This is a genomic window from Salinarimonas rosea DSM 21201, from assembly GCF_000429045.1.
Taxonomy (GTDB): Bacteria; Pseudomonadota; Alphaproteobacteria; order Rhizobiales; family Beijerinckiaceae; genus Salinarimonas; species Salinarimonas rosea.
Genome location: NZ_AUBC01000019.1, coordinates 14,896 through 36,859, shown reverse-complemented (window position 1 = coordinate 36,859; position 21,964 = coordinate 14,896). Strand labels below are relative to the sequence as shown.

Sequence of the window (21,964 nt, the reverse complement as noted above, 5' to 3'; positions counted from 1 at the left end):
CGCCTTCGGCGCACCCCCCTCCGTCTCGTCGCCTTCGGCGCCGATCCACCTCCCCCGATGGGGGAGGAGCGAGGAGCCGCCACCCGCTCCCGCCCCGTCGGGGCGGGGACGATCCGCGTAGCGGATCAGGGGCGGGGTCCGGCGGCGGGGGCGTGCGTGGCGCGCATCGAGGTCGATAGCGGCGCCGATGCGCGCGGCATTCGATTCCCTTCGGCTGAAATCCGCACTAGTCTGCGCGCCCCGCCAACACGCCACCCGGTCCCATGCAGCATTTCACCTCGAACGGCGTCGACATCGCCTATATCGACCTCGCGCCCACGGGCGACGATCGCGGGGAGCCGATCGTGCTCGTGCACGGCTTCGCCTCGAACCACGCGGTCAACTGGGTCAACACGATGTGGACGAAGACCCTCGCCCATGCCGGGCGCCGGGTGATCGCCCTCGACAATCGCGGCCACGGCAAGAGTGCCAAGCTCTACGAGCCGCAGGCCTACGGCTCGCAGGTCATGGCGGGCGACGTGCTGGCGCTGATGGACCATCTCGGCCTCGCGCGGGCGGACGTGATGGGCTACTCGATGGGCGCGCGGATCACGGCGCACCTGGCGCTGATGGCCCCCGGGCGCGTGCGCGCGGCGCTTCTCGGCGGCCTCGGCATCCACCTCGTCGAGGGCGTGGGCCTGCCGCTCGGCATCGCCGACGCCATGGAGGCGCCCTCGCTCGACGCTCTCTCCGACCCGATGCAGCGCATGTTCCGCGCCTTCGCCGAGCAGACCGGCAGCGACCTCGCCGCGCTCGCGGCCTGCATCCGCGGCTCGCGCCAGACGCTCTCGCGCGAGGAGGTCGCCTCGCTGTCGATGCCGGTGCTGGTGTCGGTGGGCACGAAGGACGACGTCGCCGGCTCGGGGCCGGCGCTCGCCGCGCTGATCCCCGGTGCGCGGGCGCTCGACATACCCGGGCGCGACCACAACCTCGCGGTCGGCGACAAGGTGCACAAGGCCGGCGTCCTGGCCTTCCTGGAGGAGCGGCCGTGACCGCGACGCGCAGCTTCACCGGCGCCGCCGGCAACCGCCTCGTCGCCGACATCCGGGGCGAGGGACCCCGCACGGCGCTGCTGCTGCACGGCGGCGGCCAGACCCGTCACGCCTGGGAGGGGACCGCGCGGCGCCTCGCGGCCGAGGGCTGGCGGGCGGTGTGCCTCGACCAGCGCGGCCACGGCGACAGCGACCGCGCGCCGGGCGGAGCGTATTCCTTCCTCGACTTCGCCGCGGATGCCGCCGCCGTCGGCCGCGCGCTCGCCGGCGAGGGCGAAGGTGAGGGCATCGCGCCCGTGGCGATCGGCGCCTCGCTCGGCGGCATCGCCTCGCTGCTCGCGCTCGGCGAGACGCCGGAGGGCGCGCCGGCACCGTTCCGCGGGCTCGCCCTCGTCGACATCGTCCCGCGGATGGACCCCCGCGGCGTCGACAAGATCCAGGGCTTCATGCGCGCCAACGCCCGCGAGGGCTTCGTCTCGCTTGAGGCGGCGGCGGACGCGGTGGCGGCCTACCTGCCGCACCGCCCGCGGCCGCGCTCGCTCGACGGCCTGCGCAAGAACCTGCGGGCCTCGCCCGACGGCCGGCTGCGCTGGCACTGGGACCCGGACTTCCTCGACGGCCCGCGCTCCGTCAACGCCGACTGGGAGCGGGCGGAGGCGCGGCTCCATCACGCCACGGCCATACTCGCAGTGCCGACGCTCCTCGTGCGTGGCGGCTCGAGCGAGCTGGTGACGCCCGAGGCGGCGCGGGACTTCCTGGCGATGGCGCCGGACGCGGAGTTCGTCGACGTCGCCGAGGCGCGCCACATGGTGGCGGGGGACGCCAACGACGCCTTCGCCGAGGCGGTGGTGAGCTTCCTGCGCCGGCGGCTCGACTGACGGGGGGCGCTCAGGCGGTGCGGCGCTCGAGCGCGACGTTGAGGGCGACGAGCGCGAGGACCGAGGCGAGGACCATGAAGGGCACCGCGTCGAGGCCGATCGCGTCGGCGAGGAGGCCGCCGAGCGCGGGGAAGATCACGCCGCCGAGCATCGCCGCCGAGACCTGGAAGCCGATCGCGTGCGCCGCGAGCGCCTCGCCGAGCCGTGCGGGCGTGCGCGACATCAGCATCGGGTAGACGGGGGCGCAGGCGAGGCCGAGCAGCACGATGCCGGCGAGGCCGATCGGCGTCGGCGCGAGCGCGAAGGCGCCGGCGCCGAGCGCCATGCCCGCGAGGCCGAGCCGCACGGAGCGATCCTCGCCGAGCCGATCGGCGACGAGCCCGAAGCCGACGCGCCCGACGAACAGCCCGCCCCAGAACAGCCCGGCCATGGTGCCGGCGAGCTCGACCGACAGGCCGCGCCCCTCGCTGAGCACGGTGAAGATCCACAGCCCCGCGCCGTACTCGACGCCGACGTAGATGCAGAACATCGCGATCTGCAGGCGCACGACCGGGTGGGCGAGGGCGGCGCGGGTCGTCGGCCGCGCCGGCGCGGCGCTCTCGCCGGACGGGCCGTCGCCCGCCGCGATCGGGCGGCCGGCATCGGCGCGCCAGAGCCCCCGGGTGGACAGGAAGACGAGCGCCATCGCGACCATGATGAGCGCGATCGTGCTGTAGCCGAGCCGCCAGGAGCCGCCGACCACGAGTGCGCCCGTCATCAGGAAGGGCCCGCAGGCGGCGCCGAAGCCGAAGGCGGCGTGGAGCCAGGTCATGTGGCGGGCGGAGAAGCGCGCCGCCGCATAGGCGTTGAGGCCGGAATCGATCGCGCCCGAGCCGAGCCCGACCAGAGGCGCGGCGGCGAGGAAGACGGGGAAGCTCGGGGCGACCGCGATGCCCACGAGCGCGGCCGCGACGAGGCCCGTCGAGCCGGCGAGCAGGCGCCCGACGCCGAAGGCCTCGAGCAGCCGCCCCGCGAAGAAGGAGGAGACGAAGAACCCCGCCGCCGTCCCCGCCATGATCAGCCCCAGCCCGCTCTGCGGCAGCGCGAACGCCTCGCGCACGAACGGCCAGGAGACGCCGTGGGCGACGTCCGGCAGGGCGAGCGAGACGAACCCGAGATAGGCGACGACGACGAGGAGCGCGCGCGGAGCGGCGCGGGCGGGGGAGGGCAAGGACGCACGCGCCTTTCGATGAGACGACGGCTCCTCCCTACGGGATCGCGAGGTGATTTGGAAGGCGCGCTCAGCGATCGTCCGCGAGGCGCACGAGCCGCTCCAGCGCCGGTGCGGCGCCGGCGTTGGCGCCGTGGCGCAGGTCGAAGGTCAGGCGCAGGCTCGCGTCGTCCACCTCGACGACGGAGCCCACGAGCGGCGCCACGTCGGGCAGGCGGAAGGAGAGCGGCTGCCCGGGGGCCAGCACCACCGGCTCCTCGAGCGCGACGAGCGCGCCCGTGATCGAGAGGTCGCGCACGCGCCCGCGAACGACGCCCGTCGCCACGCGCACCTCGCAGGGCAGGTCCACCGACACGCGCGCCGTGGCGCGGCGCTCTCCCTCGGGCTGGCGCCGCACGAGCGCAAGGAGGCCGTCGGAGAGCGCGCGCACGGCGCGGGCGAGATCCTCCGCCGTCTCGGCGATACGGCTCGCCACCGCCTCGGTCTCGCGGGCGAGGCGGCGCAGCGCGGCGACGTCCCGCGGCCCCGTTTCCGGCTGCCCGGCGGCGAGCCCGGCCCCGCGACGGCGGAGGTCGGCGGCCAGCGCGGCGGTGTCCGCCGAGCGCTCCTCGATCGCGGCGACGAGCCCCTCGATGCCGGCCCAGGCGCCATCGAGCAGCGCCGCGAGATCCGCCACGCGTCGGGACGCCTCGGCGAAGCCGCGGGCCGAGGCCCCCGCGCGCACCGCGGCGAGGGAGACCGACAGCGCCGTCGCCGCCACCTCGCCGACCAGGCTCGCAACCGGCGGCGTGGCCAGATCGAGCGCGGGGCGCAGGTCCTGCGGGTCGAGCCCGCCGAGGGCCTCGGCGATGTCGGCCTCCTCGCGCGAGAGCCGCCGCGCCGCCGTGCGGGCGCGCGGCGCGAGCTCGTCGAGCGTGTCGGCCTCGCGCCGGATCGCATAGGCGAGCCGGAAGACCGCCTCGCGCGTCGGCGTGGAGACGCCGTCGGCGGCATCGCCCTCGTCGCAGCGCCAGTCGACGGCGTTCGCCTGCTCCAGCAGCGAGGGCGTGACGCCGCTGTCGTCGAAGACGAGGTCGGACGACCGCGCCGCCCCGGCGGCGTCGCCGGAGAACCCCAGCGTCGCGAAGGAGCGGCGCATCAGGGCGAAGCGGCGTCGGACCTGAAAATCGAGCATGGTGCGCACTTGGGTGGTTTCGCGTTGTCAGCATAAGCCCGCGGCGGTTCCGGAAACCTGAATCGATCGCGACCAAATGTGCAAGCCGCGCATTGCATCTCCGATGCACGGCAGACGGGAGTGACGTGACATGCTGACCTTCGAGACCGGAGACGCCGAGGCCCTGACCCGCGAGGACGTCAAGCGCGGCCTCGCCGCCGGCGACATTCTCCTCGTGGACGTGCGCGAGCCGGAGGCCTTCGCGCGCGGGCACATCCCGGGCTCCGTCTCCCATCCCCTCGACGCCTTCGAGCCCGCCCGCCTGCCGCGCGACGGCCGGCGCCTCGTCTTCACCTGCTCGGCGGGCGTGCGCTCCCAGCACGCCGCGCACGCGGCGCTGGCCGAGGGCGTCTCCGACGTCGCTAACTACCAGGGCGGAATCGAGGACTGGATCCTCGGCGGGGAGCCCGTGGCGCGTGGCGAGGACGCGCCGGCGGCCTCGGGCGCGGATGCCCATGCCGCCGCGGAGCGTTCCGGGCACGACGCCGGTTGACACGGCGCGCTGCGGCGCCACCCTCTCGACATCCGGGATCGAGCAGGAGGACCGCGATGCGCCCCATGAAATTCGGCGTCGGCCAGGCGGCGCGTCGCGTCGAGGACGTCCGGTTCGTCACCGGAGCGGGAACCTACACCGACGATCTCGCGCCCGAGGGCGTGCTCCACGCCGTCGTGGTGCGCAGCCCGCACGCGCACGCGACGCTGCGCGTCGGCGATCTCGCGGAGATCCGCGCGATGCCGGGCGTGCGCCTCGTCCTCGCGGCATCGGACGTCGCGGGCCTGAAGCCGCTGCCCTGCCTCGCGCCCGCCCGCAATTCCGACGGCACGCGCATGGCGACGCCGCCCTATCCCGTGATCGCGTCCGATTCGGTCCGCCACGTCGGCGACGTCGTCGGCATGGTCGTCGCGGAGACGCTCGCGCAGGCGCGCGAGGCGGCGGACGCGTTTCCGGCCACCTACGAGCCGCTCGACCCCGTGGTCGGCATCGCCGCCGCCGAGGCCGACGGCGCGCCGCTGGTCTGGCCCGAGGTCGGCACGAACCTCGCGTTCGATTCGAGCGTGGGCGACCCGGATGCGACGAGCGCCGCCTTCGCCGCGGCCGCGCGGGTCGTCTCGCTGTCGCTCGTCAACAACCGGCTCGTGACGAACTACGTCGAGCCCCGTGCCTGCCTCGCGGAGATCGACCGGGACACCGGCCGGATCACGCTGACGCTCGGCTCGCAGGGCAGCCACAGCGTGCGCGACATCGTCGCAGGCATACTCGACCGCGAGCCGGGGACGCTGCGGGTGGTGACGCCCGACGTCGGCGGCGGCTTCGGCACGAAGATGTTCGTCTTCCGCGAGTACCCGCTGTGCGCGCTCGCCGCCGAGCAGCTCGGGTCACCGGTGAAGTGGGCGGCGGACCGCACGGAGCACTTCCTGGGGGACGCCCAGGGCCGCGACAACCGCACCCATGCCGAGATGGCGCTCGACGAGGAGGGTCGGTTCCTCGCCATGCGGGTGACGATCGACGCGGATCTCGGCGCCTACCTCTCCCAGTTCGCGCCCTTCATCCCGACGGGCGGCGCCACCATGACGCCGGGCGTCTACGACATCCCGGCGGTGCACGCGCGCATCCGCGGCTGGTACACCAACACGCTTCCCGTGGACGCCTATCGCGGCGCCGGGCGGCCGGAGGCGGCCTACGTCATCGAGCGCCTCGTCGACCACGTGGCCCGCGAGATCGGCGCGAGCCCCGACGCGCTGCGCGCGAAGAACGTCGTCCGCCCGGAGCAGATGCCCTACCGCACCGCGACCGGACGCACCTACGACAGCGGCGAGTTCGAGGGGCACATGCGCCGCGCCATGGAGCTGGCGGGGTGGGACGGCTTCGAGGCGCGCGCCTCGGACGCCCGCGCCCGCGGGCGGATCCGCGGCATCGGCATGGCGAGCTACATCGAGGCCTGCGCCGGCGGAGGGCCGGAGGAGGCCACCGTGCGCATCGAGCCCGACGGCAGCGCGGTCGTCACGATCGGCACGCAGTCGAGCGGGCAGGGGCACGCGACCGCCTACGCCCAGCTCGTCTCGCAGCATCTCGACCTGCCGCTCGAGCGCATCCGCGTCCACCAGGGCGACACCGACGAGATCGCCACGGGCGGCGGCACCGGCGGCTCACGCTCGATCCCGATCGGCGGCGCGGCCGTCGCCGGCGCGTCCGAGCAGGTGGCGACCCGGTTGACGGCGCTCGCCTCCGACGCGCTCGAGGCGGCCGCCGCCGATCTCGAGATCGCCGAGGGCGCCGTGCGCGTCGCCGGCACGGACCGCGCGATCGGCTTCGCCGAGCTCGCCGCGCGGGCGGGCGCGCCGATCTCCGCCTCGCACGCCTGGAAGCCGCCCGCGGCGACCTATCCCAACGGCACGCACGTCTGCGAGGTCGAGATCGACCCGGACACCGGGATGGTGGCAATCGTCGGCTACGTCGTCGTCGACGATTTCGGGGTGACGCTCAACCCACTCCTCCTCGTCGGCCAGGTGCACGGCGGCGTCGTGCAGGGCATCGGGCAGGCGCTGCACGAGCGGGTCGTCTACGACGCGGGCGGCCAGCTCGTGACGGCCTCGCTGATGGACTACCAGCTGCCGCGCGCGGCGGACGTGCCGAGCTTCGTCTTCGAGACCCGCAACGTGCCCTGCGCCACCAACGTGCTCGGCATCAAGGGCGCCGGCGAGGCGGGGACGATCGGCGCCGCGCCCGCCACGATGAACGCCGTCGTCGACGCGCTCCATCGTTCCTGCGGCATCGCCCATCTCGACATGCCGGCGACGCCGCAGGCGGTGTTCGCCGCGATCCGCGGGGCCTGAGCGCATCCGGAACATCCCGACTGTTCCACGGGATTAGAACATGCGAATATTAGCATGTTCTAGACAATAAGTCCGAGGGACGTCATGAGGGATGCCGAGACGATCAGGGACCGGGGCGCCGCCGCCGGCCCGTCCAGCCTCAGCCGACGCGGCGCGCTCAAGGCGCTCGCCGGCGCCGCCGCGATCGGCGCCCTGCCGCTCGCGGTCTCCCCCGCGCGGGCCGCGCGGGTCTCGAACCGCAACGTCCGGGTCGTGATCGCCGGCGCCGGCGCCGCCGGGCTCACCGCCGCGGCGCGTCTCTCCGCGCTGCTGCCGAACGGCACGATCACGATCCTCGATGCGCGCGAGGCGCACTGGTTCCAGCCGGGCTTCACGCTGGTGGGCGCCGGCGTCTGGGCGCCGGGCCGCACCGTCGACCGCAACGCCCGCTTCCTCCCCGAGCGCGTCTCCTGGATCAAGGCCGACGTCGCCGAGATCGACCCGGAGGCCCGCCGTGTGGTCGCGACCACCGGCGAGGCCGTCGCCTACGACGTTCTCGTCGTCGCCACCGGGCTGGAGCTCGCCTACGACGCGATCGACGGCATGAGCCGCGACCTGATCGGCCGCGACGGCATCGCCTCGATCTACGCGGGACCGGAGGCGGCGGGCGCCTCCTGGCAGGCGATGCAGGCCTTCGTCGAGACCGGCGGGGAGGGCCATTTCGGCCGCCCGGCGACCGAGATGAAGTGCGCCGGCGCGCCGCTCAAGTACGCGCTCCTCACCGACGACCGCCTGCGCGGCGCCGGCACCCGCGGGCGGGCGAACCTGACCTACTTCGCCCACAACCAGGGGCTCTTCGCCGTGCCGCCGGTGGCGGCCAAGGTCGAGCACATCTTCGCCGGGCGCGACGTCTCCTGGCGCCCCTCGCACGTGCTCGCGGCGATCGAGCCCGGCCGCAAGCGCGCCACCTACCGCACGCCGGACGGCCTCGTCGAGGCCGACTACGACTTCATCCACGTGGTGCCGCCGATGCGCGCCCCGCGCCCGGTGCGCGAGAGCGGGCTCTCCTGGCAGGAGGGAGCGTTCGCCGCGGACGGCTGGGTCGAGGTGCACAAGCACACGATGCAGCACACCCGCTACCCGAACGTCTTCGCCATCGGCGACGTCGCGGGCGTCCCGAAGGGCAAGACTGCGGCCAGCGTGAAGTGGCAGACGCCGGTCGCCTGCGAGAATATCGTCTCGTGGCTGGAGGAGCGCGAGCTCGCGGCCTCGTACAACGGCTACACGTCCTGCCCGCTGGTGACGCGGGTCGGCACGGCGATGCTGGTGGAGTTCGACTACGACAACAACCTGACGCCGTCCTTCCCCTTCATCGATCCGCTCGAGGAGAGCTGGGTCGCCTGGGTGATCGAGGAGAAGGCGCTGATGCCGACCTACCACGCCATGTTGCGCGGGCTCGCCTGAGGGAGGACGACCGATGAAGGACTTTTCTCCACACACCCTCCTCGCCATCGCGCAGGAGACCTTCGGGACCTGGCTCTGGGTGGGCCTGCTCGCGCTCGCCGCCCTGGTCGCGCTCTACGGCTTCCTCGTCCTGGCGCGCGCGCCGTTCCGCGGCGCGCCGCGCAGGGGCGCGCTCGCTCTGGGCGTCCTCGCCGCGCTCGCCGGCGTGGCGCTGGCGCCGTGGCTCACGGATGCCGGCCACCGGCACCTGGTCGCGTCGATCGACCTGGTGGCCATGGCGCTGATCGCGGCGGGCGCGTTCGCGGGCGGCTTCCTCGTCGCCTGGCCGATCCTCGCGGCACTCTTCGGCCTGCCGGGCGAGCGCCGCCGGGCGCGGCTCACCGCCGGCACCCCGCGCCCCTCGCGCTGAGGCGGCGGGACCCGGCGCCTCAGCGCTCGGCCAGCGCCAGCCGCAGGCCGAGCAGCCCGAAGGCGCCGGCGAAGCCGCGCTTGAGCCAGGTCACCACCGCGGGCCTCGAGATCACGTAGGCCCGCGTCGCCGCCGCGAAGGCGCCGTAGCCGACGAAGACGACGAAGGTCAGCCCCATGAAGACGAGGGCGAGCCCGAGCATCGTCAGGGTCGGCGCCGGCGCGGTCGCGGGGACGAACTGCGGCAGGAAGGCCAGGAAGAACAGCGACAGCTTCGGGTTGAGGATGTTGATCAGGAAGCCGCTGGTCACGATCCGCATCGGCGGGGTGGGCGCCTTGTTCTCGGTGACGTCGAGCGCCCCGCCCTCGCGCAGCATCGTCCAGGCCATCCAGAGGAGGTAGGCGACGCCGAGATACTTCACCACCTGGAAGGCGAGCGCGCTCGTGTGCAGCAGCGCCGCCAGCCCGACGACGCTCGCCGCGATGTGCGGCACGATGCCGAGCGTGCAGCCGACCGCCGCGAGCACGCTCGCCCGCCAGCCCCGCCCGAGCCCGTAGGCCAGCGTGTAGAGCACGCCCGTGCCGGGCAGGAGGATGACGATCAGCGAGGTGAGAAGGTATTCGAGGCTCACGGACGGGCTCCTGCGCTAGCGTGGCGACAGGAGATCACGGCGGAGAGGCGGCCGCAACCGCGGCGCCTCCCTATACGCTGCTCGACGGGCGCGCCGGTCCTTCTCCTTCCGCTACAGGGAAGGAGAAAGCCGGCATCGGCACCCGGCGCGCACCCGGAGTGTCGGCCGCCACCGTTCGCCCCCACCCGTCGCCCTGCGGGCGCCGACCGCCCCGAGCGGCGGTGTCGAGGCCTCAATGGTTGTCCCGCGGCACGCCGAAGGTGGTCGCGATCCGCTGGTACTTCGGCGCGGGCTTCAGCACCATGCCGTCCGAGAGCTGGTCGACCATGCCGCGCTGGATCTCCTGCCAGGGCGTCTGGCTCGCGGGATGCGGGAAGCCGCCCCTGGCGGCGAGCGCCTCCCGGCGGCGTTCGAGCTCGTCGGCGGGGAGCAGGATGTCGGCCGAGCGCTTGTTCAGGTCGATGCGGACGCGGTCGCCGGTCTCGAGCAGCGCGAGCCCACCGCCGGCGGCGGCCTCCGGCGAGGCGTTGAGGATCGAGGGCGAGGCGGAGGTGCCGGACTGGCGGCCGTCGCCGATGCAGGGCAGGGCGCGGATGCCGCGCTTGATGAGCGCGCCCGGCGGCTGCATGTTCACCACCTCGGCGGCGCCCGGGTAGCCGATCGGCCCCGCCCCGCGCATGATCAGGATCGTGTCCTCGTCGATGCCGAGCGCCGGGTCGTCGATGCGGGCGTGGTAGTCCTCCGGCCCGTCGAACACCACGGCGCGCCCCTCGAAGGCCAGCGGGTCGTCCGGGTTCTCGAGGTAGCGCTTCGCGAAATCGTCCGAGATCACGCTCGTCTTCATGATGGCCGAATCGAACAGCGTGCCCTTCAGGTGCAGGAAGCCCGCCTTCTCGCGCATCGGCGCGCCGTAGGGGCGGATCACCTCGCGATCCCAGGAGTGCTTGCCGCGGCAGTTCTCGCCCATCGTGGCGCCGTTGGCGGTGAGCGCGTCCTCGTGGATCTTGCCGGCCTCGATCAGCTCGGCCATCACCGCGGGCAGGCCGCCGGCGCGGAAGTATTCCTCGCCGAGGAAGCGGCCCGCGGGCTGCATGTCGACGAGGAGCGGGATCTCGAAGCCGACACGCTCCCAGTCGTCGCAATCGAGCGGCACGCCGACGTGCCGCGCGATGGCGTTGATGTGGATCGGCGCGTTGGTGGAGCCGCCGACGGCAGAGCAGGCGACGATGGCGTTCTCGAAGGCCTCCCGGGTGAGGATGTCGGAGGGCTTCAAGTCCTCCCAGACCATCTCCACGATGCGCTTGCCGGTGAGGTAGGACATCTGCCCGCGCTCGCGATAGGGCGCGGGGATCGCCGCCTGGCCGGGCAGCGACATGCCGAGCGCCTCGGCGAGCGCGTTCATGGTCGACGCCGTGCCCATCGTGTTGCAGTGGCCGTTCGAGGGCGCGGACGAGCCGACGATGTCCATGAACTGCTGGAAGTCGATGTCCCCCGCCGCGTGCCGCTCGCGCGCGGCCCAGACGACCGTGCCGGAGCCGGTGCGGCTGCCGTCCATCCAGCCGTTGAGCATCGGGCCGACGTTGAGCGCGATCGCCGGTATGTCGACGGTCGCCGCCGCCATCAGGCAGGCGGGCGTGGTCTTGTCGCAGCCGGTCAGCAGCACGACGCCGTCGAGCGGGTAGCCGTAGAGCACCTCGACGAGGGAGAGGTAGGCGAGGTTGCGGTCGAGCGCGGCGGTGGGGCGCTTGCCGGTCTCCTGGATCGGGTGGCAGGGGAACTCGAGCGCGAGCCCGCCCGCCGCCGTGATGCCGTCGCGCACGCGCTTGGCCAGCTCCATGTGGTGCCGGTTGCAGGGCGCGAGGTCGGAGCCCGTCTGCGCGATGCCGATGATCGGCCGGCCCGAGCGCAGCTCCTCGCCGGTGAGGCCGTAGTTGAGGTAGCGCTCGAGGTAGAGCGCCGTCATGCCGGGATTGTCCGGGTTGTCGAACCACAGGCGAGAGCGCAGCTCGGCGGAAGAGATGCGGCGGCGCGCGGGCATGGCGTGTCCTCGTCGTCGTTCGTGGTCGCCGTTTCGCGGCGTTTCGCGCAGGATCATACGCGGCTCGCGGCGCGTGTCGACGGGGAGGGCGGCTCGCCGCCCCGACGAGCCTCCACGGCGGGGCGCCGGCGTCAGCCGTCGGACAGCCCCTTGGCCAGCGCGATCGCCTCTTCCAGCACGGTCTCGTCGCCGATCTGGTTGGCCAGGATCAGCACGAGGCGGGTGTCGAGGGCGGCGCTCTCCTCGTCGGTGAGGCCACGATGGGCGTCGATCAGGGCGCGGTAGGCGCGGTCCGGGTCGGGAAGGCGGCTCGTCGTGTCGAGGCCGGCGGGGGCCGGCGCGTCTCGTCTCTCGGTCATGCGACGTCTCCCAGCATGCGGCGCGCGGCGGCGGCGATGCGCTGCGGATCCCCGTGGCGGAAGCGCGCGGCGAGGTGCTGGTCCGGGCGCACGAGCCAGGTCGCGCCCGGCACCGCGTCGAAGCGCTCGCGGAAGCGCCCCTCGATGTCGATCAGGTCCTTGCCGATCACGATCCGGCGCACCCCGTCCGGCGGCGGGCCGTGGTCGGCGCCGTCGGGCATGACGATCTCGACCGCGTCCCCGGCGATCTCGGCGAGGAGCCAGGCGGGCGTGCCGTCCGCGCGCTCCATCGGCGCGTCGGGAAGCGGTGCGCCGAGGCGTGCGGAGCCGGCCCAGGGCTCCGCGTCCGGCGTCGAGAGCGGGGTGTCGCGATAGGTTGTCGGGGTCGACAGCCGGCCCGAGTTCACCATCCGCTTGGCGAAGTCGCACGTGCGCGCGAGCGCCAGCGCGGCGTCGCGAAAGCGCATCTCCTGCGCCGAGCGGGGCGCGATGAAATCGGTCGCGCGGGTGGAATGGCCGATGTTCTCGTCCGCCGCAGCGACCCGCTCGACGTCGTAGGTGTCGATCAGCGCCGCGGGCGCCTCGCCCCGGATCACCCGCGCGAGCTTCCAGGCGAGGTTCTCCGCGTCCTGGACGCCGGAATTGGCGCCGCGCGCGCCGAAGGGCGAGACCTGGTGGGCCGCGTCGCCCGCGAAGACGATCCGCCCGTGCACGAAGCGCTCCAGCCGCCGGCACTGGAAGGTGTAGACGGAGACCCACTCGAGCGCGAAGTCCTCGTGGCCGAGCATCCGCGCGATGCGCGGGCCGACCACCTCCGGCTTCTGCTCGTGGGCTGCGTCCGCGTCCGCCCCGAGGCCCAGATCGATGCGCCAGATCCCGTCGGGCTGCTTGTGCAGGAGCGCGGAGCGCCCGGCGTGGAAGGGCGGGTCGAACCAGAACCAGCGCTCCGTGGGGAAGGCCTCCGACATGCGCACGTCCGCGATGAGGAAGCGCTCCTCGAAGGCCTCGCCGACGAAGTCGAGGCCGAGCATGGCGCGGGTCGGGGAGCGTGCGCCGTCCGCGGCGACGACCCAATCGGCCTGGAGCGTGTAGGGGCCGTCCGGCGTGTCGATGGTCAGCGCGACGCCGTCGGGGAGGTGCGAGATGCCGGTCACCTCGTTGCGCCAGCGGATCTCCAGGGTCTCGAGCTCGCTCGCGCGCTGCACCAGGAAGTGCTCGAGGTAGTATTGCTGCAGGTTCACGAAGGCCGGCATGGCGTGGCCGGTCTCGGGCAGGAGGTCGAAGGCGTAGAGCGCGTCCTCGCCCTGGAAGACGCGCCCGAGCTTCCAGCCGACGCCCTTCTCGACGCAGGCGCGCCCGACGCCCAGCCGGTCCAGGATCTCCAGCGTGCGCTTGGCGTAGCACAGGCCCCGCGAGCCTTCGCCGATCCGGTCCGCGTCGTCGAGGAGGACGACGGGTATGCCGCGCTGGGCGAGGTCGATCGCGCCGGCGAGACCGACGGGGCCGGCGCCGATCACCACGACGGGACGGCGCGCGACGGCGCCGTCCTGGTCCGGCGAGCGGCGGTAGGCGAATTGGTAGAGGGACTTGCGGGCGTTCATTGCACCATGCTCCGACCTCTCTCCCGCCTCGTGGGGCGGGCATGCCGCGACGCGGCTCGGGGCGGGCCCATCCGCGGAGCCGCCGTCCGTTGCCGCATGCGCGGGGCGCGGCTTTCGCCGCGCCCCGTCCGTCTCGTCGCCCGAGGCGCCGATCCACCGTCCCCTGCCGGGACGGGCTGACCCGGATCACCCCTGAAGCGCGGCCCACATCTCGCGGTCGCGCTCGGCGGTCCAGATCGTGGGATGGTCGACGCCCGAGGCCTCGTCGTAGGCGCGGGCGACGTTGAAGGGCTGGCAATGCTCGTAGATGGCGAAGGAGCCGAAGCGCGGGTCCATCACGGAGCGCGTCGCGTCGTAGGTCTCCTTCAGGCTGCGGCCCCTGGCCACCGACAGCTCCGCCTGGGTGTAGAGCGTCTGCACGAAGTCGCGGGTCATGGCGATCGCCTCGCGCACGGTGGCGCGGTCGCCGAGCGCGTCGCCGCGGCCGGGCACGAGGGCCTTGGGGTCGGCGTTGCGGATGCCGTTCAGCGTCTCGGGCCACTCGCGCAGGTGGGCGTCGCCGCAATAGCAGGCGGAGTGATACTCGACGAGGTCGCCGGAGAACATGACCTCCGCGTCCGGCACCCAGGCCACCACGTCGCCCGCCGTATGGCCCGCGCCGAGGTGGTAGAGCTTCACCTCGCGCTTGCCCAGGAAGACGCTCATCTCGGTGTCGAAGACGAGGTTGGGCCAGGTGAGGCCGGGAATCGACTCGGCGCCGCGGAAGAGGCGCGGGAAGCGGCCGAGCTCGCTTTCCCAATCCTGCTGCCCGCGCTCCTGGATGAGCGCCATGGTGAGGTCGGAGGCGATGATGCCCTGGGCATCGTAGGCGGAGGCGCCCAGCACGCGCACTGCGTGGTAGTGCGTCAGCAGGACGTAGCGGATCGGCTTGTCCGTGACCGTCCGCACGCGGGCGATGACGTCCTGCGCCATCGCCGGCGTCGCCTGGGCGTCGATCACCATGCAGCAATCGTCGCCGACGATGATGCCGGAGTTGGGGTCGCCCTGCGCCGTGTAGGCGTAGAGGTCCGGCCCGATCTCGGAGAAGGTGACCTGCTTCTCCGTCGTGTCGCCCGTCGAGGCGAAGCTCTTCGACATGTCTCGCTCCAGATTTCCGCTTTCCGGAGCGCGGCCTTCGCCGCGCCCCATCCGTTTCGCCGCCTGCGGCGCCGATGCACCGCCACTGCCAGGCAACGAGAGCTCAGCTCTTCTCCACCACCTGCTCGATCGCGCCGAACAGCGAGTGGCCGGCCTCGTCCTTCATCTCGATGCGTACGCTGTCGCCGAACTTCAGGAACGGCGTGCGCGCCTCGCCCGACGCGATCGTCTCCACCGTGCGGATCTCGGCGATGCAGGAATAGCCGAGACCGCCGTCGGCGACGGGCCGGCCGGGGCCGCCGCCCTCGTCCTTGTTCGAGACCGTGCCGGAGCCGATGATCGCGCCCGCCGACAGGGGCCGCGTGCGCGCGGCATGCGCGATCAGGCGGGGGAAGTCGAAGGTCATGTCGACGCCAGCGTTCGGCTTCCCGAAGGGCTTGCCGTTGACGAAGCTGAGCAGCGGCAGCCGCAGCTTGCCCCCGTCCCACGCCTCGCCCAGCTCGTCGGGCGTGAGCGCCGCCGGGGAGAAGGCGGAGGAGGGCTTGGCCTGGAAGAAGCCGAAGCCCTTGGCCAGCTCGCCGGGGACGAGGTTGCGCAGGGAGACGTCGTTGACGAGCATCACGAGCCGGATGGCGCGGGCCGCCTCCTCCGGCGTCGCGCCCATCGGCACGTCGCCGACGACGACGGCGATCTCCGCCTCGAAGTCGATGCCGAAGGCCTCGTCGGCCATGCGGATCGGCTCGCGCGGGCCGAGGAAGGCGTCCGAGCCGCCCTGGTACATCAGCGGGTCGGTCCAGAAGCTCTCCGGCATCTCGGCCCCGCGCGCCTTGCGCACCAGCTCGACGTGATTCACGTAGGCCGATCCGTCCGCCCACTGGTAGGCGCGGGGCAGGGGGGAGGCGCAGTCGTGCTCGTGGAAGCGGAAGGAGGGGACGGCCCCGTGCTCGAGGCTCTCGGCGAGGTCCTCGAGGCGCGGCCCGACGCGCTCCCAGTCGTCGAGCGCGGCCTGGAGCGTGGCGACGACCGGGAAGGCGTCCGTGGCGTGCGTCAGGTCGCGCGAGACGACCACGAGGCGGCCGTCGCGGCCGTGCTTGAGAGAGGCTAATTTCATGGCGTAGCGCGCACCTTTCGTGCTTGTCTGACCATCAGGGGAAACGACCGGAGAAGGACCCGCCCATGACCACCAATCCCGACAGAAGAGCGTTCCTGAAGACCGCCGGGCTCGGCGCCGGCGTCGCCGCCGCCGCGACCACGATCGCCGCCCCGGCGATCGCGCAGTCCCAGCCGACGGTGACCTGGCGCATGCAGTCGAGCTTCCCGAACTCGCTCGACACCATCTATGGCACGATGGAGACGTTCGCGCGCTACGTCTCGGAAGCGACCGACGGGAATTTCACCATCCAGACCTTCAAGCCGGGCGACATCGTCGGCGGGCTGCAGGTGCTCGACGCGGTCTCGAACGGCACGATCGAGGCCGGCCACACGCCGCTGTACTTCTACTTCGGCCGCGAGCCGGCGCTCGGCTTCGCCACCGGCGTGCCCTTCGGCCTCAACGCCCGCCAGCAGCACTCGTGGTGGCACTTCGGCGGCGGCGAGGGGCTGATCAACGAGGTGCTCGCGCCGATGAACGCGATCTCGCTCGCCTGCGGCAACTCGGGCGCGCAGATGGGCGGCTTCTTCCGCAAGGAGATCAACTCGCTCGCCGACCTCGAGGGCCTCAAGTTCCGCATCGGCGGGCTCGGCGGCCAGGTGATGGCGCGGCTCGGCGTGGTGCCCCAGCAGATCGCGCCGGGCGACATCTACTCCGCGCTGGAGCGCGGCACGATCGACGCGACGGAGTTCGTCGGCCCTTACGACGACCTCAAGCTCGGCTTCCACGAGGTGGCGAAGTACTATTATGCGCCGGGCTTCTGGGAGGGCGGGGCGATGCTGCACGCCGCCTTCAACCTCGAGGCCTGGAACGCGCTGCCGGCGCACTACCAGGCGATTGTGCGCCACGCCTCCGAGGCGGCCAACAACTGGATGCTCGCCAAGTACGACGCGGTGAACCCGGGCGCGCTCAAGGAGCTGGTCTCCAAGGGCGCCGAGCTGCGCTACTTCCCGCAGGACGTCATGGAGGCCGCGCTCTCGGCGGCGAACGCCTACTACGACGAGACAGCCGCTGCCAACGAGGCGTTCAAGCGCTCGTGGGACAGCTACCGCGCCTTCCGCGACGACGCGCTGCTGTGGTGGCCGGTCAACGAGCTCGCCTTCGACAACTTCATGGCCCGCACCCGCGGTCGCGGGTGAGGCGATCCGCATCGCGGCGGTCCTCGAGGCCGCCGCGATGCCGGCTGCTTTCCTTCCCTGTAGGGGAAGGTGGCTCGGCGAAGCCGAGACGGATGGGGCGCGCGGGACGCGCGTTCCGCGCAGTGGAAACGGAGGCGCGCGCATCCTGTCCGGATCACCCGGGGCGGCCCGTTTCGGCTTCGCCGAACACGCCTGTCGGCGTGCCCCATCCGTCTCGGCGCTTCGCGCCGATCCACCTTCCCCTACAGGGAAGGACGGGACCAAGCCTCGCGACCGGTCGATCGAACACCGCCGCCGCACGACACGTCTCGCGCCGAGCGCTCTCGTCGGTAGGGCAGGCGCGGTGGCGCCCGCCGGCTCGATTTCCGGGCGCATTCGAACGTTCGGCCTCACTTCGGCTCGCGGCGGCTCGGGTCGAAGTGCTTCTTCAGGCCCTGCCAGCAGTCGATGTACGAGTCCTGCAGCTCGGGAAGCCCCGCGGCCCAGGCCGTCACGCGCTGGGGGAAGCGGGTCTCGAACATGAAGGCCATGGTGCCGGCGAGCTTCGTCGGCCCGAGATCGACGTTCGAGGCGTGCTCGAAGGCCTGCATGTCCGGGCCGTGAGGCAGCATCTGGTTGTGGAGCGAGAAGCCGCCGGGGACGAAACCCTCGGGCTTGGCGTCGTAGACGCCGTAGACGAGCCCCATGAACTCGCTCATCAGGTTGCGGTGGTACCAGGGCGGCCGGAACGTGTTCTCCGCCACCATCCAGCGGTCGGGGAAGATGACGAAGTCGATGTTGGCCGAGCCGGGCGTCTCGGTGGGCGCGGTCAGCACCGTGAAGATCGACGGATCCGGGTGGTCGAACAGCAGCGCGCCCACCGGGGAGAAGCGGCGCAGGTCGTACTTGTAGGGCGCGTAGTTGCCGTGCCAGGCGACCACGTCGAGCGGGGACTGCTCGATCCTGGTCACGAACAGGTCGCCGCCCCACTTCACGTAGAGGAAGCTCTCCTCCTCCACGTCCTCGTAGGCCGCCACCGGCGTGAGGAAGTCGCGCGGGTTGGCGAGGCAGTTGGCGCCGATCGGCCCACGGTCGGGCAGGGTGAACTGGCCGCCGTAGTTCTCGCAGACGTAGGCGCGCGCCGGCCCGTCCACGAGCTCGACCTTGAAGATCACCCCGCGCGGCACGACGCAGATCTCGCCCGGGCCGAACTCGATCACGCCGAACTCGGTCTTGAAGCGCAGGTGCCCCTCCTGGGCCACGACGAGATACTCGCCGTCGGCGTTGAAGAAGTACTCGTTCTCCATCGAGCGCGTCACGAAGGCGAGGTGCGCGGCCATGCCGACCTGCGTGTCCGAATCGCCCGCGGTGGTGACGGTGCGAAGCCCGCCGACGAAGGTCAGCGCCTCGTCGGGGATCGCCACCGGGTTCCAGCGCATCTGGCCGATGGCGGTCTCGGCGTCCTCGCGGCACGGGCCGGTGCGGATGAAGCCCCGGTCGACCCGCGCGTAGCGGTGGGAGTGCTTCACCGAGGGGCGGATGCGGTAGAGCCAGGAGCGCTGGTTCGTGGCCTGCGGCGCGGTGAAGGGCGAGCCCGAGAGCTGCTCGGCGTAGAGGCCGTAGTTGATCTTCTGCGGCGAGTTCATGCCGACGGGCAGCGCGCCCTCCAGCGCCTCGGTCTCGAAGGAATTGCCGAAGCCGGACATGTAGTCGGGCTTGATCGCGGTCTCCCGACCCTGGAGGTCGGGGCTCGTGAAGCCGGTGGTCTGGTGGACGGTCATGGATGTCTCCGCGGATGTTCCCTCGAGGGATGCTCTCCCTCGGGCCGTCTCGATGGCGCTCTCTCGTCCCCGTGCGGCGCGGGCGCGCCCGGCGCGATTGCGAGGATCGGGCCGGCACCCTTGCCAAGATGGCCGTGATGGGCATAATGGTTGCACCAGCAACCGATTTCTGTCAACGATGCGGTCATCCCCCGACGACATGCGTGCCCACGCTCCCCGAGACGCCGACGCGCCCGTGCACGGCGCCGAGCCGCTGACGCTCGAGCGCTTCCTGCCTTATCGGCTGAACGTGCTCGCGACCACGGTGTCGAACGCCCTGGCGCGGATCTACGCCGAGCGCTTCGGCATCACGATCCCGCAATGGCGCATCGTCGCGACGCTCGGCCAGTTCGAGACGCGCACGGCACGCGACATCGCGGCGCACGCGGTGATGCACAAGTCGACCGTCTCGCGGGCCGTCGCCTCGCTGGCCGGGCGCGGCATCGTCGAGCGTCGCCCGAACGCCGACGACATGCGCGAGGAGCTGCTCGCGCTCACGCCGAAGGGCAGGGGGATCTACGAGGCGGTGGCGCCCGAGGCGCTCGCGTTCGAGCGCGCCGTCTTCACGGGGCTCTCGCCGGACGAGCGCGAGACCTTGTTCGGGCTCATCGACCGGCTCGACGCCCGCATGCGCAGCCTGGCGCCCGACCTCGATCCCGCGGACGCCTCGGAGGTCTCGCGATGAAGCTCCACGGCTATTTCCGCTCCTCGGCCGCCTACCGCGTGCGAATCGCGCTGAACCTCAAGGGCGTGCCCTTCGAGCACGCGACCGTCCATCTCCTGAAGGGCGAGCACCGCAGCGAGGCGTGGCGCGCGCGCCATCCGCAGGGGCGCGTGCCGGCGCTCGAGACGGACGCGGGCGAGATGCTGATCCAGTCGCCGGCGATCCTGGAATGGATCGAGGAGCGCTGGCCGCAGCCTCCGGTCCTGCCGCAGGACGCGCTCGAGCGGGCGCGGGTGCGCGCCGTGTGCGCGATCGTCGCCTGCGACATCCATCCGCTCAACAATCTCGCGACACTGGGCTGGCTGAAGGAGCGGCTCGGCGCCGACCAGGCCGCCGTCGACGCCTGGTACGCGCATTGGATCCAGGAAGGCTTCTCCGCGATCGAGCGGCTGATCGACCCGCGGCCCTACGCCTTCGGGGAGGCGCCCGGCATGGCGGATCTCCACATCGTCCCGCAGGTTTTCAACGCACGACGGTTCTCGGTGCCGCTCGAGGCCTTCCCGCGGATCCGCGCCGTCGCGGAGACCTGCGCCGCGCATCCCGCCTTCGCGGCGGCCGCCCCGGAGAACCAGCCCGACGCGGCCTGAACCCCCGCGTCGCAAGAACGCGAACGAGATCAGAGGAGGAAGACAATGGGTCCCTTTCCGCACGACGCGCCGCCGCCGCAGATCACCGACGACAACCCGATGGGCACGGACGGCTTCGAGTTCGTCGAGTACGCCCACCCGGAGCCCGAGAAGCTCGACGCGCTGTTCAAGCGCATGGGCTTCTCGGCGGTGGCGAAGCACCGCTCGAAGAACGTGACGCTCTATCGCCAGGGCGACATCAACTTCGTGCTCAATTCCGAGCCCGAGAGCTTCGCGGCGAAGTTCGCCGCCGAGCACGGGCCCTGCGCGCCCGCCATGGCCTTCCGCGTGGTCGACGCGAAGCACGCCTACGAGCGTGCGATCAAGCTCGGCGCCAAGCCCGCCAAGACGCAGATCGGCCCGATGGAGCTCGCCATCCCCGCGATCGAGGGCATCGGCGGGCTGCAGATCTACTTCGTCGACCGCTACGGGGCGAAGGGCTCGATCTACGACGTCGACTTCGTCTGGACCGGCGAGCGCGACCCGCATCCGACGGGGGCGGGGCTGTTCTACATCGACCATCTGACCCACAACGTGAACCGCGGTCGGATGAACGAGTGGGCGGGCTTCTACGAGCGGCTCTTCAACTTCCGCCAGATCCGCTACTTCGACATCTCGGGGAAGATGACTGGCCTCCACTCGCGCGCCATGACATCGCCGGACGGCAAGATCCGCATCCCGATCAACGAGGACGCGGGCGAGTCCGGGCAGATCGAGGAATACCTCAAGGAGTACAAGGGCGAGGGCATCCAGCACGTCGCGCTCGGCGCCCACGACCTCTACGAGACGATCGAGACGCTGATCGACAAGGGCGTCGAGTTCATGCCTGCGCCCAACGAGATCTACTACGGCCGCATCGACAAGCGCCTGCCCGAGCACGGCGAGGACGTCGCCCGGCTCCAGCGCGACGGCATCCTCATCGACGGCGAGGGCGTGCTGGAGGGCGGCTTCACCAAGGTGCTGCTGCAGCGCTTCACCAAGACGGTGATCGGTCCGATCTTCTTCGAGTGCATCCAGCGCAAGGGCGACGACGGCTTCGGCGAGGGCAACTTCAAGGCGCTGTTCGAGTCGATCGAGGAGGACCAGATCCGCCGCGGCGTGCTCAAGGAGAAGGCCTGACGCCGGCCGGCCGGGGGCGGCGACCGGCGCGGAGGGCGGGGCGCACGCGCCCCGATTTCGCCCTTGCAAACGCGCCCGCGCCGCTGATATGAGGATGGCCCGCGACGGAAACGCCGCGGGTGGGGCCTCGTGGCGGAGTGGTTACGCAGAGGACTGCAAATCCTTGCACCCCGGTTCGATTCCGGGCGAGGCCTCCACATCAGCCGTACGTTCGGAGCCCCCGCGACGTACGGGTACCGCGCTGCCGGTTTGTCGTTGCAGCGTTGTCGGGGCTGATACCGGCATTTCAATCGCATAGTTCGAGTGTCGACGCGACTCAATCGCGGGGGCACGCTTGGGCGACGCTGAGACCATCTCGTACCTCGGTCGCGTCGTCTCCGCTCGAACGACCTTCGATGCTGCGCCGGAGTGGGTTCAGCGCGACCATCGTGAGGGTGTACGTCTCGACTTGGTCGTTGCAGTGCGGCTCGACGGTGTGCTGGGTGGCGGCGTCTCGCTTCTCCTGTCGACTCCGCAATCGGCTTGGGACTGCGACGTGTATGGGCAGATCACCGTCAGGCTGCCGCCACTCCGGAAGGCCTTGAGGCTGTGTCCAGTGGAGTGGCGACCGATGCGGGAGCAT

19 protein-coding genes and 1 tRNA gene are annotated in these 21,964 nt (G+C 72.1%); 11 read left to right on the top strand and 9 right to left on the bottom strand.

From position 1 onward, the window contains the following. The first annotated feature begins 263 nt into the window (after positions 1-263). Together G407_RS0115540 and G407_RS0115535 are read left to right on the top strand one after the other, a co-directional pair. Complete coding sequence (locus G407_RS0115540; protein ID WP_029031557.1) at positions 264-1,031, top strand: alpha/beta fold hydrolase; 768 nt, start codon at positions 264-266, stop codon at positions 1,029-1,031. Continuing rightward, on the top strand, positions 1,028-1,909 hold the full coding sequence (locus G407_RS0115535) for an alpha/beta fold hydrolase (protein ID WP_029031556.1): 882 nt from the start codon (positions 1,028-1,030) through the stop codon (positions 1,907-1,909). Before G407_RS0115540 ends, G407_RS0115535 begins: the two co-directional genes overlap by 4 nt. Positions 1,910-1,919: 10 nt before the next feature. On the opposite strand, the gene G407_RS0115530 is transcribed toward G407_RS0115535, so the two are convergent. Further along, entirely contained in the window at positions 1,920-3,119 is a 1,200-nt protein-coding gene (locus tag G407_RS0115530) for an MFS transporter (RefSeq protein WP_029031555.1), read from the bottom strand. A 70-nt stretch (positions 3,120-3,189) separates the two neighbouring features. Next, positions 3,190-4,293: a PilZ domain-containing protein gene (locus G407_RS0115525; RefSeq protein ID WP_156917606.1), complete on the bottom strand. Its 1,104-nt coding sequence runs from the start codon at positions 4,291-4,293 to the stop codon at positions 3,190-3,192. 130 nt (positions 4,294-4,423) lie between these two features. Between G407_RS0115525 and G407_RS28020 the strand changes: the two genes are divergently transcribed. The 4 genes from G407_RS28020 (at position 4,424) to G407_RS0115505 (ending at position 9,019) form a co-directional block, all read left to right on the top strand. Further along, a complete protein-coding gene (locus G407_RS28020) occupies positions 4,424-4,825 on the top strand; it encodes a rhodanese-like domain-containing protein (protein WP_084327565.1) in 402 nt (133 codons plus the stop codon). A 56-nt stretch (positions 4,826-4,881) separates the two neighbouring features. Continuing rightward, entirely contained in the window at positions 4,882-7,167 is a 2,286-nt protein-coding gene (locus G407_RS0115515) for a xanthine dehydrogenase family protein molybdopterin-binding subunit (RefSeq protein ID WP_029031553.1), read from the top strand. Positions 7,168-7,251: 84 nt separating this feature from the next. After that, complete coding sequence (locus tag G407_RS0115510) at positions 7,252-8,610, top strand: NAD(P)/FAD-dependent oxidoreductase (RefSeq protein ID WP_029031552.1); 1,359 nt, start codon at positions 7,252-7,254, stop codon at positions 8,608-8,610. Positions 8,611-8,623: 13 nt separating this feature from the next. Beyond that, positions 8,624-9,019 (top strand): DUF5368 family protein, encoded by a 396-nt coding sequence (locus G407_RS0115505; protein WP_029031551.1) that lies wholly within the window; start codon positions 8,624-8,626, stop codon positions 9,017-9,019. A 19-nt stretch (positions 9,020-9,038) separates the two neighbouring features. Here the strand turns inward: G407_RS0115505 and G407_RS0115500 are convergent, their stop codons facing one another. From G407_RS0115500 to G407_RS0115475, 6 genes are all read right to left on the bottom strand, one after another. After that, positions 9,039-9,650: a LysE family translocator gene (locus G407_RS0115500; protein ID WP_029031550.1), complete on the bottom strand. Its 612-nt coding sequence runs from the start codon at positions 9,648-9,650 to the stop codon at positions 9,039-9,041. Between the two features lie 232 nt (positions 9,651-9,882). Further along, complete coding sequence (locus G407_RS0115495) at positions 9,883-11,688, bottom strand: IlvD/Edd family dehydratase (protein WP_029031549.1); 1,806 nt, start codon at positions 11,686-11,688, stop codon at positions 9,883-9,885. A gap of 131 nt (positions 11,689-11,819) precedes the next feature. Further along, positions 11,820-12,047 carry a DUF2783 domain-containing protein gene (locus G407_RS0115490; RefSeq protein WP_029031548.1) on the bottom strand — a complete coding sequence of 76 codons (228 nt, stop codon included), beginning with the start codon at positions 12,045-12,047 and terminating at the stop codon, positions 11,820-11,822. Continuing rightward, positions 12,044-13,648 carry an FAD-dependent oxidoreductase gene (locus tag G407_RS0115485; RefSeq protein ID WP_029031547.1) on the bottom strand — a complete coding sequence of 535 codons (1,605 nt, stop codon included), beginning with the start codon at positions 13,646-13,648 and terminating at the stop codon, positions 12,044-12,046. The genes G407_RS0115490 and G407_RS0115485 overlap by 4 nt, the downstream gene beginning before the upstream one ends. A 186-nt stretch (positions 13,649-13,834) precedes the next feature. Next, the gene (locus tag G407_RS0115480; RefSeq protein ID WP_029031546.1) at positions 13,835-14,785 is read right to left on the bottom strand and encodes an MBL fold metallo-hydrolase; all 951 of its coding nucleotides are present in this window, start codon (positions 14,783-14,785) and stop codon (positions 13,835-13,837) included. Between the two features lie 103 nt (positions 14,786-14,888). After that, entirely contained in the window at positions 14,889-15,896 is a 1,008-nt protein-coding gene (locus G407_RS0115475; RefSeq protein ID WP_029031545.1) for a fumarylacetoacetate hydrolase family protein, read from the bottom strand. A 65-nt stretch (positions 15,897-15,961) separates the two neighbouring features. Here G407_RS0115475 and G407_RS0115470 point away from each other — a divergent pair, with 65 nt between their 5' ends. Further along, positions 15,962-17,074, top strand: a complete 1,113-nt coding sequence (locus G407_RS0115470; RefSeq protein ID WP_043539949.1) for a TRAP transporter substrate-binding protein — start codon at positions 15,962-15,964, stop codon at positions 17,072-17,074. A 389-nt stretch (positions 17,075-17,463) separates the two neighbouring features. On the opposite strand, the gene hmgA is transcribed toward G407_RS0115470, so the two are convergent. Beyond that, positions 17,464-18,834, bottom strand: a complete 1,371-nt coding sequence (hmgA, locus tag G407_RS0115465; RefSeq protein ID WP_029031543.1) for a homogentisate 1,2-dioxygenase — start codon at positions 18,832-18,834, stop codon at positions 17,464-17,466. Positions 18,835-19,012: 178 nt separating this feature from the next. Here hmgA and G407_RS0115460 point away from each other — a divergent pair, with 178 nt between their 5' ends. The 4 genes from G407_RS0115460 (at position 19,013) to G407_RS0115445 (ending at position 21,539) form a co-directional block, all read left to right on the top strand. Then, the gene (locus G407_RS0115460; protein WP_245259099.1) at positions 19,013-19,558 is read left to right on the top strand and encodes a MarR family winged helix-turn-helix transcriptional regulator; all 546 of its coding nucleotides are present in this window, start codon (positions 19,013-19,015) and stop codon (positions 19,556-19,558) included. Next, entirely contained in the window at positions 19,555-20,184 is a 630-nt protein-coding gene (gene maiA / locus G407_RS0115455; protein ID WP_029031541.1) for a maleylacetoacetate isomerase, read from the top strand. The genes G407_RS0115460 and maiA overlap by 4 nt, the downstream gene beginning before the upstream one ends. A gap of 45 nt (positions 20,185-20,229) precedes the next feature. Further along, positions 20,230-21,342 (top strand): 4-hydroxyphenylpyruvate dioxygenase, encoded by a 1,113-nt coding sequence (gene hppD, locus G407_RS0115450; RefSeq protein ID WP_029031540.1) that lies wholly within the window; start codon positions 20,230-20,232, stop codon positions 21,340-21,342. 123 nt (positions 21,343-21,465) lie between these two features. Next, a tRNA-Cys gene (locus G407_RS0115445) sits at positions 21,466-21,539 on the top strand. The last annotated feature ends 425 nt before the right edge of the window (positions 21,540-21,964 follow it).